We start from the raw sequence: 16,760 nt of genomic DNA on the forward strand, positions 1-16,760 counted from the left end.
TTGCGCCGGATCGCTCCACGACACGCTGAGAGAGTGGGATAAAATTCGCCGTTTCGAGCCCTTCGGGATTCCGGCGCCGCATCAGATCGCTCCGCGCATAGGATTGAGGATTTCGACTCCGGCGAAATCCTTTTCGTTGTCGGTGACGACCACGCAGTCATTCGCACCGGCGATTGCGGCGATGATCATGTCGAGCCCGCTGCGCGGGTTGCCGGCCGCTTTCCCCGCCGCCATCAGCTGTGCCCAGATCAGGCCTGCTTTGTCGTCGAACGAGAGGACACGGCCCATAAACAGCGCTTGGGGTCCTTCCGGTCCGGAGAACCATCTCTCGAGCGCCTCGCGCTTTTTCCCCCGTGGCTTCTCCAAAATCCCGCGGCGGATTTCAGCGACGGTCAATGACGCGATGAATAGGTCCTCATCGCGCTGAGTCGACATCCACGCCAGAAGTGAGTCCGACGGCTGCGGCTTGACGACGTTGCTGATGATGTTGGTGTCCAAGAGATAGCGCGTCATAAGTCGACCTTGCGTCCCTCTTCAAGGGGGCGGGAAAGATCGAGTTCCGCATTCACCAGGGGCGAACGCCGCAACGCAGCGAGGATGCCGCCTGGTTTGGGCGGAGCGCCAGCGATCGACTGGCTGACGGTCGCACGAAGCTCCGAGGCTTCGGGCGTGTCTTCGGACAAGCGTCTGGCGAGCGACCGGATGAGGTCGCGATCGGTATCTCGTCCGAGCACTTCGAAACGCGCGAGGCCACGCTCGCCAAGGCGAGAGCGATAATTCCGGATGGCGCGATTCTGCGAACTTCCCATGATCGGCTCCAGATGTATCCAGTAATATAGCCAGTGCGGCCGAGGGCAGCAAGGTCGCGTGGTCGGCAAAGGGGGCGGTCGGGGTCCATCGGACATCCGTCCGACTCGACACCGGGCGCCGGGGTGGCATCTCTTGCCGCCCCCTGAAGGCCTGCCTTCCCGAGTGTCCGTCGACGACGGCCCGGTCTGTCGGCGCCGTCATCGTGCCGGAGTGGATGATGAGAGCATTGAAGCTGGTCTGGATTCTGTTGGCGCTCACCTATGCCGTGAGCGAAAGCAGGGCCGAGCCGGTCGCGGGTCCATCGTCTCCCGGGGGAGGGACCATACCGGGCGCCGTGGCGCTCGACGACATTCCCGTCTCGACCGTGCCCCTCGGCGGCTTTCCTTATTTCGCGCTGCCCGCGGGCTACCAGCCGGTGAACCCGCCAGAGTCCCGCGAATTCGGGCATTTTCCGTTCTGGACGGGCACCGCGCTCCACGATGTCGACGGCAAGGTCTTCCTGTCCCTCATCGGCGCCAAGGACGGTAAGACCTACTCGTCCTATGAGTTGAAGAAGAACATCGAGGCCGTGCTGACCCAGGCGGGCGGACGAAAGCTCACCGACAGCCAGATGCCCACCTCAGTGACCGATACCCTGCCGGAGGAGGTCAAGATGGGCATGTATGAAGGCCTCGGCAACGTCTACTCCGAACGGACGCAGACATGGGTGATCCGCCGTCCGGACCGGCAGATCTGGGTGCATTTCGTCCCCGGCAGCAGCAACGCGAGCTGGACCATCCTCGAGACGAAGCCGTTCGCCCAGACCGCCTCCCTGCTGCCCGCCGAGCAGCTGAAACAGGACATCGACAAGACCGGGCGGGCGGTGATCCATGTCAATTTCGCCACCGACAAGACCGCGATCCTGCCGGATTCCGCGGCTCAGATCGAAGCGGTGACGAGCCTGCTGAAGACGAATCCCGGTCTCAAGCTGGCGATCAACGGCTACACCGACGAGACCGGGTCCGACGGGTACAACCAGTCGCTCTCCGATGGCCGCGCCAGGGCGGTCATGGCCAGGCTCATCGCGTCGGGCGTCGCGAAGGAGAGGCTGAGAGCCAAGGGCTTCGGGGCCGCCAGCCCGGTCGCCTCCAATGGCAGCGAGGAGGGCAGGGCGAAGAACCGGCGCGTGGAACTGGTGAAGTTCTGACACGGAGACGTGCGATGCCGCCGGCCCGGCGGGTTCCTCTCCACTGGCACGATCTCGGTGGCGAAGTCCGCCCCATGCCGAATACGGGCCGGCCGTGATGACGATCCGCTTCCGCCTTACGGCCAGACCTTGAGCGCCAATGGTCTGCGGACGAGGTCCCGGTCCGAGGTCACCTGGCAGCCCTCCCGGCGCAGCGTCACGTAGGTGAGGAGGGCGGTGTCGCCCACATCGTCGAAGTTGCGGCCGGTCGCCTGTGGATCGAGAATCGACGGATAAGCGATGAGGTCGCCCTTGGCCGTGCAGGGATCGTCGTAGAGCGTGGAGCCAGCGAGGAGCAGGCGCGGCTGATCCCAGGTGAGGAGGTCGCGTGACGTCGTCCAGTAGAAACCGGATTGCGGAACCTTGGCGCCGGCCGCGGCCATGAAGACGGCGATCCAGGCCCCCGTGCCGCGGTGGCGCACCACTGCGCCCACGGGCAGGCCGAACGGCTCCAACGGCTTGCATGGTTCGGTGAGCAGGGTCGGCTTGGTGTAGGGATCGGGGAAGGCGGCGGTGAAGCCGAGCCCGGTCCAGGCCCGCCAGCGCGTCGGATCGGACAGCGTGTCGGTGCGGAACAGGCAGGCCCCGGCGGATTGCTCGCTGCCGCCGGAAGACCAGCCGGTGGTGGCAATCAGCACGTAGTGCCAGCGCCCGTCCGCAACGATGTTCGATGGATTGAAGAAGCCCCGCTGCCGGCCCTGTCCGACCTCCTGACGGAACGGCGCCCCGGCCACCACCGCAGGGGGCCTGGCGCGGGTGAAGCTGCGCCCGCCATCACCGGAGGAGGCGGCGACGATCGTGTTGTACCAGCACTCGATATAGACTTTCGAGCGGCAGCGGCCCTCGTGCTCGTTGGCCTGGTACTCGTGGTGGAGGAGGGCCGAGACGGCCTTGCCGTCGTCGGTCCATGTGGCCGTGATCCAGGAGCGGTCGTCATAGGCCGCCGGATCGGCCTTCTCGCCGGAATCGAGCCCCACGGCGCAGTCGAGCTTCAACTGGTCGAGGCTCGGTCCGCGCAGGGCCCGGTTGCGGTAATGCATGCCGAACAGGGCGATGCCGCCCGCTGAGTCGCGGAAGGCTCGGGCGGAGGCGTCCGGCACGTCCGCCCCGTCGCAGGCATCGCGACCGGCCTTGAAGATCGTCGTCGGCGCTCCGACGAGAGTGAGGGCGGAAAGCGGCGGTTCGGACCGCGCCGCGACCTCTTGAGGAAGCAGGACGAGCAGGAGGAGCGCGAGAAGCCGCGTCATCGGATGAGCCTGGACATCCGCGCCGGTTTGGGTTTTGAACCGTTACAGTCTGCTTCACCCGGCCTGGCGCGGCTCCCGCGATCCACAGGCTCGATTCGAAGGCCCTTCATGCTCATCCTCATCCTCGGTCTCGTGCTGTTCCTCGGCACGCATGCCTTTTCCATGTTGAGGACAAAGCGCGCGGGCGTCATCGACGAGGTGGGCGAGAGCCGGTTCAAGCTCGGCTATACCGTGCTGTCGATCGTCGGCATCGTGCTCATCGCCTATGGTTTCGGACAATACCGCGCGGATGGCTACATCCAGGTCTGGAACCCGCCGGTCTGGACGCGCCATCTCGCGCTGCTGCTGACGCTCCTCGCCTTCATCGCTCTGGCCTCCGCCTACCTGCCCGGCCACATCCGGGCGCGGGCCAAGCACCCGATGCTGCTGGCGGTGAAGATCTGGGCGACGGCCCATCTCCTCGCCAATGGCGACCTCGGCTCGATCCTGCTGTTCGGTAGCTTCCTCGCCTGGGCAGTGATCGCCAGGATCAACGCCAAGCGCCGCGCCCTGTCGGCTGGCGCGGTGGCCGCCCAGCACGGCGCCGTCGCGGCCCCGGCCGGCTGGCGCAACGATGCGATCGCACTCGTTGTCGGCTTCGTCGTCTGGTTCGCCTTCGCCAAATATCTCCACCCGTTGCTCATCGGCGTGGCGGCCTGGCCGGGGCAGGCCTGAGACCGGCCGCACTCACCGCTCGCCGCTCTCCAAGCTATCCAGTCGCCAAGCCGGCTGCGCTGTGCTACGCGCCGGGCTTGGATTTTCCTCAAGGCCGTCGATCGTATCGCGGTCGGCGTGAGACGATATGGCCGAGAACAACGAGTTCATCCGCGAGGTCAACGAAGACTATCGCCGTGATCAGGTCGCCCGGATCTGGAAGCGCTACAGTGGTCTGATCATCGCTGTTGCGATTCTCGTCGTGGCCGGCGTCGGGGGCTATCGCTACTGGCAGCACGATCAGCGCGTTCGTGCGGAAGCGGCGTCGGAGAAGTTCGAGGCCGCCAATCGTCTCGCCAAGGATGGCAAGGGTATGGAGGCCGACAAAGCCTTCGAGGCGCTGGAAGCCGATGCACCGGGCGGTTACCGGATGCTGGCCCGGTTCCGCTCCGCCACCGAGACCGCCAAGCGCGACGCCGCCGCCGGCGCGACCGAGTACGATGCGCTGGCCGCCGACACCCAGCTCAGCGATGGCCTGCGCGACCTCGCCCGCCTGCGCGCCGCCCTGATCCGACTCGACCAGCAGAATCCCGATACCGCGCTCGCCAGTCTCCAGGGGCTCGCCGCCCCGACCGGCGCGTTCCGCCACACCGCTCGCGAAATGCTCGGACTCGTGGCGCTGAAGCGCGGCGAATACGATGCCGCCGGGCGCTGGTTCGACCAGATCGTCGCCGATCCGCAGACGCCGGCGAACCTGCGCCAGCGTATCGAGGTCTATGCTGCCCTCGTGGCCGGCGGTCCGGTCACGGTGACCGCGGCTCCCGCTTCCGAGCCGGCCGCACCCCCGCCCGTGACGCGCTGAGCCGAATTTCGGCACGACGCCTGCACGACGAATTTTCTCCGTACGACGACTGAATCGAGACCACCATGGACATGCCGACCGTCGCTATCGTCGGACGGCCGAATGTCGGCAAGTCGACCCTCTTCAACCGTCTGGTGGGCAAGAAGCTCGCCCTCGTGGACGATCGCCCCGGCGTGACCCGCGACCGGCGCGAGGGCGACGTCAACTTCGGCGGATTGGTGTTTCGCATCATCGACACGGCGGGGCTCGAACAGGCCGATGCCGATTCGCTGCTCGGCCGCATGCGCGCACAGACCGAAGCCGCGATCCTCGAAGCCGACGTCGTGCTGTTCGTCATCGATGCCCGCGCCGGCATCCTCCCCGCCGACCAGCCCTTCGCCGAACTGGTGCGCCGGGCCGGCTGCCCGGTGGTGCTCGTCGCCAACAAGGCCGAGGGCGGCACCGGCCTGTCCGGCGCCTACGAGGCGTTCTCCCTCGGCCTCGGCGACCCGATCCCGTTCTCGGCCGAACATGGCGAGGGCATCGGCGAGCTGCATGACGCACTCACCGAGGCTCTGCCCAAGCTCGACGACGAGGAGGAGGGATACGACGACGACCCGTCGAATCGCTCGCTGAAGGTCGCCATCGTCGGCCGCCCCAATGCCGGCAAGTCCACGCTCATCAACCGGATGCTCGGCGAGGAGCGCCTGCTCGTCGGCCCCGAGGCGGGCATCACCCGGGATTCGATTTCCCTCGACTGGGAATGGCGCGGGCGCCGCATCAAGCTCCACGACACCGCCGGCATGCGCCGCAAGGCCCGCATCGACGACAAGCTCGAAAAGCTCGCCGTGTCGGACGGCCTGCGCGCCGTGCGCTTCGCCGAGGTGGTGGTGGTGCTTCTCGATGCCACGATCCCGTTCGAGAAGCAGGACCTGACCATCATCGATCTCATCGAGAGCGAGGGCAGGGCTGTGGTCATCGGCCTCAACAAGTGGGATCTCGTGGCGGACCAGCCCGGCCTGCTGAAGAAGCTGCGGGAGGATTGCACCCGCCTGCTACCGCAGGTGCGCGGTGTCTCCGTGGTTCCATTGTCGGGGTTGGCCGGTGACGGCATCGACGCGCTGATGAAGGCCGTGACCGAGACATTCGAGGTCTGGAACCGCCGCGTCTCCACCTCCAAGATCAACGATTGGCTCAGCGCGGCGACCCAGCGCAACCCACCGCCGGCGGTCGCCGGCCGCCGCATCAAGATCCGCTACGCCACCCAGGTGAAGAGCCGCCCGCCGCACTTCGCCCTGTTCGGCAACCAGCTCGACGGCCTGCCGAAATCCTACACGCGCTATCTCGTCAACAACCTGCGCGAGGCTTTCGACCTGCCCGGCGTGCCGATCCGTCTGTCCCTGCGCACCTCGAAGAACCCGTTCGACAAGGACAACAAGGGCTGAACCTCACGACCCGCAGGTCGTTTCGCTCAGCCAATCCACCACGTCGTCCAGTCCCTGGCGGTTGGTGCGACCCTTCTCGCGCGCGGCTTCGAACACGGCGATCTGGCGGTCGGCGCTGGTGCCCTTCGCCACGATGGTGCGGGCGCGCTCCACCTCCGCGCCGCAGCCGAGCGCATCGGCATCCGCATCGATGAGGGCCAGGACCTTGTCGAGGGCGTCGGCGAAGGGGAGGGCATCCTCACTGGTTTCGTCGATGATCTCGGCCTCGGTGCCGCTGCGCTGGGTGCGCCAGAGGTTTTCCTCGGCCAGGGCGAGAGAGACGCCGTCGAGATCGGCGTTGAGGTCCGGCTGGCGCACGACGCAGCGCACGAGGCAGCGGAAGAGTGCCGCCACCGTGAGAGCATCCTCGAGCCGGGTGCAGGAATCCGCCACGCGAAGCTCCAGCGTGGGAAACTTGATCGACGGACGAAGCGACCACCACAGGAAGCTGGCATCCTGGATCGAACCGGCCTTGGTCATGATCCGCAGATAGCGCTCATATGCCTCCGGACCGGAGAAGAGCTGTGGCAACCCCGTTCTGGGCAATTCACCGAAGGCACTCAGGCGGTAGGCGGTGAGCCCCGTCGGCTTGCCCTGCCAGAACGGCGACGAGGCCGAGAGCGCGAAGAGCAGGGGCTGGAACGGCAGAAGCCGGTTCATCAGGTCGATCCGGGCCGCGGGATCGGGCACTTCCACATGGACATGCATGCCACAGATCAGGCTGCGGCGGCCGGCGAGGCCCACATCCTTGAGGATGCCGCGATAGCGCTCGCCCTTCGTCGGCAATTGCCGCGCCCAATCCGCCACCGGATGGGTGCCGGCGGCGAAGACCATAAGCTCGTGTTTCTTGGCCAGCCGCCCGAGGGCATCGCGCTGCCCGGCGAGGATCTCGCGCGCCTCGCCGAACTCCGTGGAGGGCGGGGTGCAGACCTCTACCTGACACTGCAACATCTCGCGCCCGATCTCGGGCAGACGCTCGCTCGCTTCGGTATGGAACGGCTTCACCGACCGCCGCGGCGTCCCTCGCGTCTCGGCATCGGCCAGGAAGTATTCCTCCTCGATGCCGAAACGGTAGCTATGCGCGGTCATGCCATCATCCTGCGAGCGACCTCCATCAACTCGTAGGGCGAAAGGTCGTTGCTCCTCAGCTTCGCAATGCGCCACCCACCAGCCAGGCCGGATCGAACCAGCGGTCGGCCTCGCCGTCATAGGGCAGGCGGGTGATGTCCCAGTTCTGGATGTACTTGGCGTAGACGTTCCAGACCGTGATGCCGCCGCCGACGAAGATGCGCCGGCCCGGATAGCGCTTGAGCACCTCTTCCGGGTCCTCGTGGCTGCGGATGACGTCGATGGTGCGGTCCTTGAAGGCGAAGTCCGGCACGGAGGCCACGGTTTTCGGCCCGGCGATCAGCACGTGCCCCATGGTCAGTGCGAAGAAGCGCGTCACGTCCTCGACGAAGAGCGGATCGGTGTTGCCCTCCCACGGCAGGTGCCCGTTGAGGCCCAACTGGCCGCGCAGGCCGATGGCGCAGATGCAGCGAACGTCGATCATGATGGAAACCTCAATGAAGGCGGGTCACTCCCGCCACCGACCTCATCCTGAGGTGCCGCGAAGTGGCCTCGAAGGAGGGCTCCAGACCGCACTGCGAGTCCTGGAGCCCTCCTTCGAGGCCTTCGCTTCGCTCCAGCACCTCAGGATGAGGTCGCGGGCAGGTTATGGGTGACAGAAAAGCTAAGCCGCCATCTGCGGCGTCAGCACCCGGTCGCTGGGGAAATCGTAGATCTTGCCCGATTGATCCCAATCCGGGCTCGCGAGCCGCACGAAATGCGGGGCGAGGTCGTCCGGAGTCTTCAGTGTCGTCTCGTCCTCGCCCGGCATCGCCGCCTTGCGCATGGATGTACGGAGGGGGCCGGGATTGAGCAGCATGGCCTTGATCGGCGTGGTCTCGGTCTCCGCCGCATAGGTCCGCACCAGGGCGTCGAGAGCGGCCTTCGAGACCGAGTACGGCCCCCAATAGGCCTTGCATTTCTGCGCGGCGCCGGAGGTGACGAAGATGGCGCGGCCCGCATCCGACCTCCGCAACAGCGGGTCGACGGAGCGGAGCAAGCGCCAGTTGGCGGTGACGTTGATGTCCATCACCTGCGTCCAGGTCTTGGGCGTCACGTGGCCGAGGGGCGTCAGATTGCCGAGGATGCCGGCATTGCCCACGACCACGTCGAGTTTCTGCCAGCGCTCGTAGATGCTTAGGCCGAGCCGGTCGATCGCATCGAAATCGGTCAGGTCGAGGGGAACCAGCGTTGCACTCGAACCCGCCTGCCGGATCGCGTCGTCCAGTTCTTCCAGCGCCCCTTGCGTCCTGGCGACGGCCACGATGTGCGCGCCGGCCTCGGCGAGGGCCAGGGCCGCCGCCCGGCCGATGCCGCGCGAGCAGCCGGTGACGAGGGCGATGCGGCCGTCGAGGGGCTTCGTCGTCATCGGTCGAATCAATCCGCTTCGGCGAGCATCGCGAGACGCTTCGGCCCGGCGATGGCGAGGTCGGTCAGGCCGGTCGGGTAGTCGCCCGTGAAGCAGTGATCGGTATATTGCGGGCAGGATTCATTCCGGCTCTCCTCGCCCATGGCCTTGTACAGCCCCTCGATCGACAGGAAGGCCAGGGAGTCCGCGCCGATATAGCGGCGCATGCCTTCGAGGTCGTGGGTGGCGGCGAGCAGCTTCTCGCGCTCAGGCGTGTCGATGCCGTAGAAATCCGGATAGGTGATCGGCGGCGAGGCGATGCGGAAATGCACTTCCTTGGCACCGGCCTCGCGCATCATCCGCACGATCTTCACCGATGTGGTCCCGCGAACGAGGCTGTCGTCCACGAGGACGATGCGCTTGCCTTCCACCACGGCGCGGTTGGCCGAATGCTTCATCCGCACGCCGAGTTCACGCACCGACTGGGTCGGCTGGATGAAGGTGCGCCCGACATAATGGTTGCGGATGATGCCCATCTCGAAGGGCAGGCCGGTCTCCTGCGCGAAGCCGAGGGCTGCCGGCACGCCGGAATCCGGCACCGGAATCACCACATCGGCGGCGGTGGCGGATTCGCGGGCCAGTTCGTGGCCGATATTCTTGCGGACGGAATAGACGCTCTTGCCGTTCACCACGGAATCCGGCCGGGCGAAGTAGATGTACTCGAAGATACAGGGGCGCATCGGCTGCGCCGGCGCGAACCGGATCGATTCGATGCCCTCCTCGGAGATGACGACGATCTCGCCGTTCTCCACGTCGCGGATGAACTTCGCGCCGATAATGTCGAGAGCACAGGTTTCCGAGGCGAGGATGTAGCGGCCGTCGAGTTCGCCGATGACCAGCGGGCGGATGCCGAGGGGGTCGCGGGCACCGATGAGCTTCTTGTTGGTCAGCGCCACGATGGCGTAGGCGCCCTGGACCTGCCGCAGGGCTTCGGTGAAGCGCTCGACGATCAGGGGCGCGCGGCTGCGGGCGGCGAGGTGCAGGATCACTTCCGTGTCGGAGGTCGACTGCGTGATCGCGCCGTCGCGGACGAGATCGCGGCGGATGGAGAGGGCGTTGGTGAGGTTGCCGTTATGGGCCACCGCGAGGCCGCCGCTGGCGAGTTCGGCGAAGAGCGGCTGGACGTTGCGGAGGATCGTGCCTCCGGTCGTCGAGTAGCGCACGTGGCCGATGGCGGCCGAGCCTTCGAGGTGCTCGATGGTGGAGCGGTCGGAGAACGAATCGCCGACGAGGCCGGGCCGGCGTTCGGAATGGAAGATGTGCCCGTCGAAGGAGACGATGCCTGCCGCCTCCTGGCCCCGGTGCTGGAGGGCGTGGAGGCCGAGCGCCACGATGGCTGAGGCGTCCGGATGGCCGAAAATGCCGAAGACGCCGCACTCCTCGCGCAGCGTGTCCCCGTCCCGGTCCAGCCCATCCACCACGTCGACCGAATGGCGGGCGCTCGCGCTGCGTGCTGACATCTGGTTCTGCGATCCTAAGGTGGCCCGCCGCTGCCGGTTTCGGCACCGTCCACGGACCGGCTTGCATCCTGCGACCGTTTTATGACGACGGCTGCTTCCTGCAAGAAGCCGTCATTTAGTCGGCCTTGGTTCCGCAACCAAGCGGCTTGCCACGCAGATCAGACGCGCTGCGTGAGAAGGTCAGCGTCGTGCAGGCGACTCCGTCCGGCGTTGCGCGGGCGCCGTATCGCCCTCACCGGCCGGCTCGACCGGGTCCGCCGTGCCGTCGCCCTTGGCTTTCTTGAACTGCTTCAGGAACCCTTCCGGGTTCTCCGGCAGCTGCGCCACCAGCGCGTCGCCCGATTTCTCGAGCATCGGGCGGCTGCGGGCCTGCGCTGCCCAATCAGGCATCTTGCCCTGGACCAGCCAGGCCAGGAACACCCAGCCGATCACGCAGATGAGGAAGCCGCGCCCAGCGCCGAAGACGAAGCCGAGGGACCGGTCGATCGCGCCGATGCGCGAATCGAGGATCATGTCGGAGACTTTCACCGTGATGATCGAGACGATGACGAGGGTGAGGAGGAAGATGGTGGCGATGGAGGCCACCAGCGCCACGGTGGCGTTGGAGACGTGCTGGCTCACCGTGGGCAGCAGCAGGGGATAGAGCTTCCACGCGACCGCGGCGGCGGCGACCCAGGCGACGATGGCGAGAACCTCGCGCGTCGCGCCGCGGACGGCGGCCAGAAGGGCCGAGATGACGACGATGCCGAGAACGGCCAGATCGAGAACGGAAAACGGCATTGATTGGTATGGTCGCACGGGGCAGAGGGGCTGACGATGGCCTGCTCGTGCGGCTCCCCCTCGCCGCCGCGCCTGTATATCGTGCGGAAACTCGGCCGTCACCCTCCGGTACGCCCTCCCTTCGCCGGCCTCACTCGTCGTCTTCGTATTCGTATCGCGCCGGGTTGCGCTCGGGCCGGCCGCGTTTGGGCGCGCCGCTGGCGATGCCGGCCACGAGATCCGCAATGTGGCGCAGGGCTTCCGTGGGTAGGGAATTGTCGCCGACCTCGTTGCGTCCCTGTGGCGTGACGGCTTTGGCGAAGCCGAGCTTCAACGCTTCCTTCAACCGCGACGGTGCCTGCGCCACCGGCCTGATCGCTCCCGAGAGACCGATCTCGCCGAAATAGACGGTCTCACCCGGCAGGGCCGCGCCCGACAGCGACGACACCAGGGCGGCTGCCACCGCGAGATCCGCCGCCGGTTCGGTGATGCGCAGGCCCCCTGCGACGTTGAGATAGACGTCGTGGGTGCCGAGCCGGATACCGCCATGAGCCTCGAGCACCGCGAGCACCATGGACAGGCGGTTGGGATCCCAGCCCACCACGGCGCGGCGCGGCGTGCCGAGGGAAGAGGGCGCTACCAGGGCCTGGATCTCCACCAGCAGGGGCCGCGTGCCCTCCATGCCGGCGAAGACCGCCGTGCCCGGTGCCGCATGGTCGCGTCCCGCGAGGAAGAGCGCCGAGGGGTTGGGCACCTCCGCGAGGCCCCGATCGGTCATCTCGAACACGCCGATCTCGTCGGTGGGGCCGAAGCGGTTCTTCACCGCGCGCAGGATACGGAAGTGATGGCCTTGGTCGCCCTCGAACGAGGCGACGGCATCGACCATGTGCTCCACCACGCGGGGACCGGCGATCTGACCGTCCTTCGTCACATGGCCGACGAGGATCACCGCCGTCCCGGTGGTCTTGGCGAAGCGGATCAGCGATTGGGCCGAGGATCGGACCTGGGTCACCGTGCCGGGGGCGGATTCCACCGTCTCCGTCCACATGGTCTGGATCGAATCGATGATGGCGAGTGCCGGCGGGCGCCCCTGACTGAGGGTCTCGACGATATCTTCGACATTGGTTTCGGCGGCGAGATCCACCGACGCGCTCGACAGGCCGAGGCGCTCGGCCCGTAGCCGCACCTGCGCCACCGCCTCCTCGCCGGAGATATAGACGACCCGTTCGCCGGTGCGCGCCATGGCGGCGGTGGCCTGCATCAGCAGGGTCGACTTGCCGATGCCGGGATCGCCGCCGAGCAGAATCACCGAGCCGCGCACGAAGCCGCCGCCGGTGACCCGGTCGAGCTCGCCGATGCCGGAGGGAATGCGCGGGGCCTCGCGGGCCTCGCCGGTGAGCCCTTCCAGAGGAAACACCCGCCCCCGCGCCCGGCTCGGCCGCGTCTTGACCGGCCCGGCCTGCGGGCCGCTCGCGCCCGTTTCCTCGACGATCGTGTTCCAGCCGTTGCAGGCTTCGCAGCGCCCGCGCCAGCGATTGTAGACGGCGCCGCAGGATTGGCAGACGAAGGTCTGGTGGATCTTGGCCATGATCGCCTTTTGAGGAAGCACGGACGACAGTCTGCGGCCATCCAACCCGCGCCCTCATCCTGAGGTGACCGCGCCAGCGGGCCTCGAAGGAGACCTCCAGGGCCGGCGGCGCTATCTGGAGTTCTCCTTCGAGGCCTACGCTTCGCTTCGGCACCTCAGGATGAGGCGGTGGATTTGGAATCGCCGGATCAGTCGGTAGACTCTACATAACGACGAACATATCGTGAACCAAGGCCGGTCAGGATTTCGTAGCCGATGGTGCCGGCGGCGTGGCCTACACTGTCCACATCGAGGGAATCACCGATGAGAACCGCCGGTTCGCCGCGACGGGCCTCAGGCGCATCGGTGACGTCGAGGATGATGAGGTCCATTGAGATCAGGCCGACGATGGGGCAGGGCACCCCGCCGACGAGGGCATGGCCGCGACCACTCGCCGAGCGCGGATACCCGTCGGCATAGCCGATGGAGAGGGTGGCGAGCCGTCGCGGACCGGGAGCGGTCCAGCGGGAATTGTAGCCGGCGCTGTCCCCCGTCTCCACGTCGCGGATCTGGGCGATCCGCGCTTCGAGGCGGACGACCGGCCGCATCGGGTTCGACCGCCACGGCATCGGGTTGCCGCCGAACAGGGCGTAGCCCGGCCGGAGCATGTCGTTCGCGATGCCTGCGCCGAGATAGCAGCCGGAAGAATTCGCGAGCGAACCCGGAATGCCCGGAAAGGCGCGGCGTACCGCATCGAAGTCCTCGCATTGGCGTCGGTTGATCGCCTCGTCGGGCCGTTCGGCACTGACGAGATGGCTCATCAGCAGGTCGATCCCCGCCGCTGGGATGATCGGGTCTCCGGCGAGAGCCAGGGCTTCGGGTACGGTCAGGCCGAGGCGGTTCATACCCGTATCGACATGGAGGGCGGCGGCGAGCGGCCGGCCCATCTCCGCCCCCAGAGCCGCCCATTCGTCGAGTTCCTCGCGCGATCCGAGGACTGGGCGCAGGGCGTGCGCGGCGAGGGTGGGGCCGCTGCCAGGAGCCAAGCCGTTGAGGACATAGATCGTCGCGTCCGGCAGGAGCGACCGCGCGGTGACTGCCTCGCTCGCATGGGCGACGAAGAACGTCCGGCAGCCGGCCTGCCACAGGACCGGTGCGACCACGGCCAGGCCGCAGCCATAGGCGTCGGCCTTCACCACGGCGGCGCAGGGGATATGCGGGGCCTGCGCGCCGAGCCGGCGCCAGTTCTCGGCGATGGCCGCGAGGTCGATGGTGAGGCGGGCGCCGTGAATGGCGGCCTCCGGATGAGCGATCGACATTGCAGGATCTCGTTCGAGCGCGGTGATGGGGCAGTCTCCGCTGCCTGCAAATCTCATGTGAGGAAGCGGAGTCTACCGTCTCTCGCAGGGTGGACCATAGAGTCGACGGTCTCTGTAGCGCCCTTCGCTCCTCAGGGCGGCGCTAAAGGATTTACATCCACTCTTTCAAGCGGGCCGCGTCCATCTCAGCCTTGTGGCGAGAGGTTAGGAGCGGGGGTGATTGGGGGCCCCTCGATTGGCTGAGGCTAGGGGACCGATCCCCGCCTCCAACTCCTCCCCACAAGAAGGAAGAGGGTCACCCTCACTCGGCGGTATGGAACCGATCACATGCGCTCCGGCATCCGGTCTTCGCTGGCCAGATCCGAGAAGCGCGTGATGTTGGCGTCGAACTGCAGCTCCACCGTGCCGGTGGGGCCGTGGCGCTGCTTGCCGAGGATGACTTCGGCCTTGCCGTGGACGCGGTTCATCTCCGCCTCCCAGGCGAAGAACTCCTCCGTGCCTTCGCGCGGCTTCTTGTTGTTGACGTAATATTCCTCGCGGAACACGAACATCACCACGTCGGCGTCCTGCTCGATCGAGCCCGATTCGCGAAGGTCGGAGAGCTGCGGGCGCTTGTCGTCGCGATTCTCCACCTGACGCGAGAGCTGCGACAGGCCGATGATCGGCACCGCGAGTTCCTTGGCCAGCGCCTTCATGCCGGTGGTGATCTCGGTCATCTCCTGCACGCGGTTGTCGCTGCGCTTACCCGAACCGGAGAGCAGCTGCAGATAGTCGATGATGAGGAGGTCGAGACCCTTCTGGCGCTTCAGGCGGCGGGCGCGGGCGGCGAGCTGCGCGATGGAGATGCCGCCGGTCTGGTCGATGTAGAACGGGATCGTCTGCATGTCCCGGGCGGCATCGGTGATCTTGTAGAAGTCCTCCGGCCGGATGTCGCCGCGGCGGATCTTGTAGGACGGCACGCCCGATTGCTCGGCGATGATGCGGGTCGCCAGCTGCTCGGCCGACATTTCGAGGGAGAAGAACCCGACGATGCCGCCGTTCTTGGTCTCGATCCGCCCGTCGGGCTGCTTCTCGCCCCGATAGGCCTTGGCGACGTTGAAGGCGATGTTGGTCACCAGCGAGGTCTTGCCCATGGCCGGGCGGCCGGCGAGGATGATCAAGTCGGAGGATTGCAGACCGCCCATCTTGGCGTCGAGATCCGACAGGCCTGTGGCGATGCCCGAGAGCTTGCCGTCGCGCTGGTAGGCCTTGGCGGCCATGTCCACGGCGGCGGTGAGCGCATCGGAAAATTTCTGGAAGCCGCCATCGTACTTGCCCGATTCGGCGAGCTCGTAGAGCCGGCGCTCGGTGCCCTCGATCTGGTCGCGGGGCGAGGATTCCACCGGTGCTTCGTAGGCACCGTTGACCAGATCCTCGCCGATGGTGATCAGCCGGCGGCGAATGGCGAGATCGTAGATGGTGCGGCCGTAATCACCCGCATTGATGACGGTGGTCGCCTCGGCCGCGAGGCGGGCGAGATACTGCATCACCGTCTGGCCGCCGAGATCGGCGTCACCGAGATAGGTCTTGAGCGTGATCGGGGTCGCGAGCTTGCCGACCTTGATCAGCGAGGCGGCGACCTCGAAGATCTTGCGGTGGACATCCTCCATGAAATGCTCGGGCAGGAGGAAGTCCGAGATCCGGTAATAGGCGTCGTTGTTGACGAGAATGGCGCCGAGCAGCGCCTGTTCCGCATCGATGTTGTGAGGCGCGACGCGGAACTCCTGCGTGACGCTCTGTAGGTTTGCCGTCAGGGCGTTGGGCAGGGCCATGGGCTGACTCGAGGCTCCGACTTCTTCGACACCGCGCGGCGATTCCGTCGCCGCATCATTCCGCTACCGCAAGACCATGGCCCAGGCATGGTTAGCCGAACCTTAGCCGATTCGCGCGACGCGCCTTTCGCGCCACCCTCTCACCTCATCCTGAGGTGCCCGCTTCAGCGGGCCTCGAAGGAGGGCTTCGGAACCCGACGCGCGAACTGGAGGCCTCCTTCGAGGCCTCCGCTGTGCTCCGGCACCTCAGGATGAGGTGGCCGGGTGGGATGGAGTGCGTGTGTCCGAACACGAAAAACGCCTGCCACCCCTTTCGGGATGACAGGCGCTATGCTGGAACAAATCGGGAACCAGTCAACCCCTTCGGACGACGATCCCCGTTCTCCACCGCTCTCGCGGGGATGCTTACTCGCGGTCGTCGCCGGCTTCGGCGAGAGCGGCGCCGACTTCCAGGCCGAGGTCGTCGAGGTTGAACGCCTCACGCTCGGTGGTCGATTCGCCGCGGGCCTGACGCTCGGCCTCTTCCGGCGAACGGGCGACGTTGACGGTGACGGTCACCTCGACCTCGGGGTGCAGCACCACCGGCACGTTGTGCAGTCCCAGCGTCTTGATCGGCTGGTTGAGGGCGAACTGATCGCGGCCGACGGTGAAGCCCTCGGCGGTGACGACTTCGGCGAGATCGCGGGTGGAGACCGAACCGTAGAGCACGCCGGTCTCGCCCGACTGACGGATTAGCACGAAGCTCTTGCCCTCGAGGGTCTCGGCGACGGACTGGGCCTCGGTCTTGCGCTCCAGGTTGCGGGCTTCGAGCTGCGCGCGCTGGGTCTCGAAGTGCTTCTTGTTGCCGGCGGTGGCGCGCAGGGCCTTGCCGCGGGCGAGAAGGAAGTTGCGGGCGTAGCCCGGCTTCACGTTCACGGTCTCGCCCATCTGGCCGAGTTTGGCGACGCGCTCGAGGAGGATGACTTCCATGATCTTGGTCCTTGCTGGGGTTGGGTGTGTCGAGAGAGATCCGGCCGCGTGACGCGGGAG

At 66.8% G+C, this 16,760-nt stretch carries 16 protein-coding genes; 4 read left to right on the forward strand and 12 right to left on the reverse strand.

From position 1 onward, the window contains the following. Positions 1 to 81: 81 nt before the first annotated feature. Both ACYQR9_RS09130 and ACYQR9_RS09135 read right to left on the reverse strand, forming a co-directional pair. Positions 82 to 513, reverse strand: coding sequence for a PIN domain-containing protein (locus ACYQR9_RS09130; RefSeq protein WP_461229383.1), 432 nt, complete (start codon positions 511 to 513; stop codon positions 82 to 84). After that, a complete protein-coding gene (locus ACYQR9_RS09135) occupies positions 510 to 809 on the reverse strand; it encodes a hypothetical protein (protein ID WP_056432350.1) in 300 nt (99 codons plus the stop codon). The genes ACYQR9_RS09130 and ACYQR9_RS09135 overlap by 4 nt, the downstream gene beginning before the upstream one ends. Positions 810 to 1,024: 215 nt before the next feature. On the opposite strand from ACYQR9_RS09135, the gene ACYQR9_RS09140 reads away from it, so the two are divergent. Then, positions 1,025 to 1,996, forward strand: a complete 972-nt coding sequence (locus tag ACYQR9_RS09140; protein ID WP_461229384.1) for an OmpA family protein — start codon at positions 1,025 to 1,027, stop codon at positions 1,994 to 1,996. A gap of 116 nt (positions 1,997 to 2,112) precedes the next feature. Here ACYQR9_RS09140 and ACYQR9_RS09145 read toward each other — a convergent pair whose 3' ends face one another. Continuing rightward, positions 2,113 to 3,282, reverse strand: coding sequence for a hypothetical protein (locus tag ACYQR9_RS09145; protein WP_461229385.1), 1,170 nt, complete (start codon positions 3,280 to 3,282; stop codon positions 2,113 to 2,115). A 108-nt stretch (positions 3,283 to 3,390) separates the two neighbouring features. Between ACYQR9_RS09145 and ACYQR9_RS09150 the strand changes: the two genes are divergently transcribed. From ACYQR9_RS09150 to der, 3 genes are all read left to right on the forward strand, one after another. Beyond that, positions 3,391 to 3,996 (forward strand): NnrU family protein, encoded by a 606-nt coding sequence (locus ACYQR9_RS09150; protein WP_461229386.1) that lies wholly within the window; start codon positions 3,391 to 3,393, stop codon positions 3,994 to 3,996. A 127-nt stretch (positions 3,997 to 4,123) separates the two neighbouring features. Beyond that, the gene (locus tag ACYQR9_RS09155; protein WP_461229387.1) at positions 4,124 to 4,837 is read left to right on the forward strand and encodes a tetratricopeptide repeat protein; all 714 of its coding nucleotides are present in this window, start codon (positions 4,124 to 4,126) and stop codon (positions 4,835 to 4,837) included. A 65-nt stretch (positions 4,838 to 4,902) separates the two neighbouring features. Then, the gene (gene der / locus ACYQR9_RS09160) at positions 4,903 to 6,261 is read left to right on the forward strand and encodes a ribosome biogenesis GTPase Der (RefSeq protein ID WP_056432361.1); all 1,359 of its coding nucleotides are present in this window, start codon (positions 4,903 to 4,905) and stop codon (positions 6,259 to 6,261) included. A 3-nt stretch (positions 6,262 to 6,264) separates the two neighbouring features. Here der and ACYQR9_RS09165 read toward each other — a convergent pair whose 3' ends face one another. From ACYQR9_RS09165 to rplI, 9 genes are all read right to left on the reverse strand, one after another. Continuing rightward, on the reverse strand, positions 6,265 to 7,389 hold the full coding sequence (locus ACYQR9_RS09165) for a carboxylate-amine ligase (protein ID WP_461229388.1): 1,125 nt from the start codon (positions 7,387 to 7,389) through the stop codon (positions 6,265 to 6,267). Positions 7,390 to 7,444: 55 nt separating this feature from the next. Then, complete coding sequence (locus ACYQR9_RS09170) at positions 7,445 to 7,852, reverse strand: dihydrofolate reductase (protein WP_056432367.1); 408 nt, start codon at positions 7,850 to 7,852, stop codon at positions 7,445 to 7,447. Between the two features lie 180 nt (positions 7,853 to 8,032). Further along, positions 8,033 to 8,776 (reverse strand): SDR family NAD(P)-dependent oxidoreductase, encoded by a 744-nt coding sequence (locus ACYQR9_RS09175; RefSeq protein WP_461229389.1) that lies wholly within the window; start codon positions 8,774 to 8,776, stop codon positions 8,033 to 8,035. Positions 8,777 to 8,784: 8 nt separating this feature from the next. Then, positions 8,785 to 10,275, reverse strand: coding sequence for an amidophosphoribosyltransferase (purF, locus tag ACYQR9_RS09180; protein ID WP_018045057.1), 1,491 nt, complete (start codon positions 10,273 to 10,275; stop codon positions 8,785 to 8,787). A gap of 180 nt (positions 10,276 to 10,455) precedes the next feature. Beyond that, the gene (locus tag ACYQR9_RS09185) at positions 10,456 to 11,055 is read right to left on the reverse strand and encodes a CvpA family protein (RefSeq protein ID WP_419951895.1); all 600 of its coding nucleotides are present in this window, start codon (positions 11,053 to 11,055) and stop codon (positions 10,456 to 10,458) included. 130 nt (positions 11,056 to 11,185) lie between these two features. Beyond that, the gene (radA, locus tag ACYQR9_RS09190) at positions 11,186 to 12,622 is read right to left on the reverse strand and encodes a DNA repair protein RadA (protein WP_207413177.1); all 1,437 of its coding nucleotides are present in this window, start codon (positions 12,620 to 12,622) and stop codon (positions 11,186 to 11,188) included. Between the two features lie 188 nt (positions 12,623 to 12,810). After that, on the reverse strand, positions 12,811 to 13,977 hold the full coding sequence (gene alr / locus ACYQR9_RS09195; RefSeq protein ID WP_461229390.1) for an alanine racemase: 1,167 nt from the start codon (positions 13,975 to 13,977) through the stop codon (positions 12,811 to 12,813). Positions 13,978 to 14,243: 266 nt separating this feature from the next. Continuing rightward, a complete protein-coding gene (locus tag ACYQR9_RS09200; protein WP_056254796.1) occupies positions 14,244 to 15,731 on the reverse strand; it encodes a replicative DNA helicase in 1,488 nt (495 codons plus the stop codon). A 405-nt stretch (positions 15,732 to 16,136) separates the two neighbouring features. Next, positions 16,137 to 16,700, reverse strand: coding sequence for a 50S ribosomal protein L9 (gene rplI, locus ACYQR9_RS09205; protein ID WP_056140488.1), 564 nt, complete (start codon positions 16,698 to 16,700; stop codon positions 16,137 to 16,139). Between the last annotated feature and the right edge of the window lie 60 nt (positions 16,701 to 16,760).

The sequence above is a fragment of the Methylobacterium sp. CM6241 genome (genome assembly GCF_054817845.1).

Bases quoted from the DNA above. Each gene is read 5' to 3' on its own strand.
- ACYQR9_RS09130 (WP_461229383.1), bottom strand. From the start codon at position 513: ATGACGCGCTATCTCTTGGACACCAACATCATCAGCAACGTCGTCAAG.
- ACYQR9_RS09135 (WP_056432350.1), bottom strand. From the start codon at position 809: ATGGGAAGTTCGCAGAATCGCGCCATCCGGAATTATCGCTCTCGCCTT.
- ACYQR9_RS09140 (WP_461229384.1), top strand. From the start codon at position 1,025: ATGATGAGAGCATTGAAGCTGGTCTGGATTCTGTTGGCGCTCACCTAT.
- ACYQR9_RS09145 (WP_461229385.1), bottom strand. From the start codon at position 3,282: ATGACGCGGCTTCTCGCGCTCCTCCTGCTCGTCCTGCTTCCTCAAGAG.
- ACYQR9_RS09150 (WP_461229386.1), top strand. From the start codon at position 3,391: ATGCTCATCCTCATCCTCGGTCTCGTGCTGTTCCTCGGCACGCATGCC.
- ACYQR9_RS09155 (WP_461229387.1), top strand. From the start codon at position 4,124: ATGGCCGAGAACAACGAGTTCATCCGCGAGGTCAACGAAGACTATCGC.
- der (WP_056432361.1), top strand. From the start codon at position 4,903: ATGGACATGCCGACCGTCGCTATCGTCGGACGGCCGAATGTCGGCAAG.
- ACYQR9_RS09165 (WP_461229388.1), bottom strand. From the start codon at position 7,389: ATGACCGCGCATAGCTACCGTTTCGGCATCGAGGAGGAATACTTCCTG.
- ACYQR9_RS09170 (WP_056432367.1), bottom strand. From the start codon at position 7,852: ATGATCGACGTTCGCTGCATCTGCGCCATCGGCCTGCGCGGCCAGTTG.
- ACYQR9_RS09175 (WP_461229389.1), bottom strand. From the start codon at position 8,776: ATGACGACGAAGCCCCTCGACGGCCGCATCGCCCTCGTCACCGGCTGC.
- purF (WP_018045057.1), bottom strand. From the start codon at position 10,275: ATGTCAGCACGCAGCGCGAGCGCCCGCCATTCGGTCGACGTGGTGGAT.
- ACYQR9_RS09185 (WP_419951895.1), bottom strand. From the start codon at position 11,055: ATGCCGTTTTCCGTTCTCGATCTGGCCGTTCTCGGCATCGTCGTCATC.
- radA (WP_207413177.1), bottom strand. From the start codon at position 12,622: ATGGCCAAGATCCACCAGACCTTCGTCTGCCAATCCTGCGGCGCCGTC.
- alr (WP_461229390.1), bottom strand. From the start codon at position 13,977: ATGAGATTTGCAGGCAGCGGAGACTGCCCCATCACCGCGCTCGAACGA.
- ACYQR9_RS09200 (WP_056254796.1), bottom strand. From the start codon at position 15,731: ATGGCCCTGCCCAACGCCCTGACGGCAAACCTACAGAGCGTCACGCAG.
- rplI (WP_056140488.1), bottom strand. From the start codon at position 16,700: ATGGAAGTCATCCTCCTCGAGCGCGTCGCCAAACTCGGCCAGATGGGC.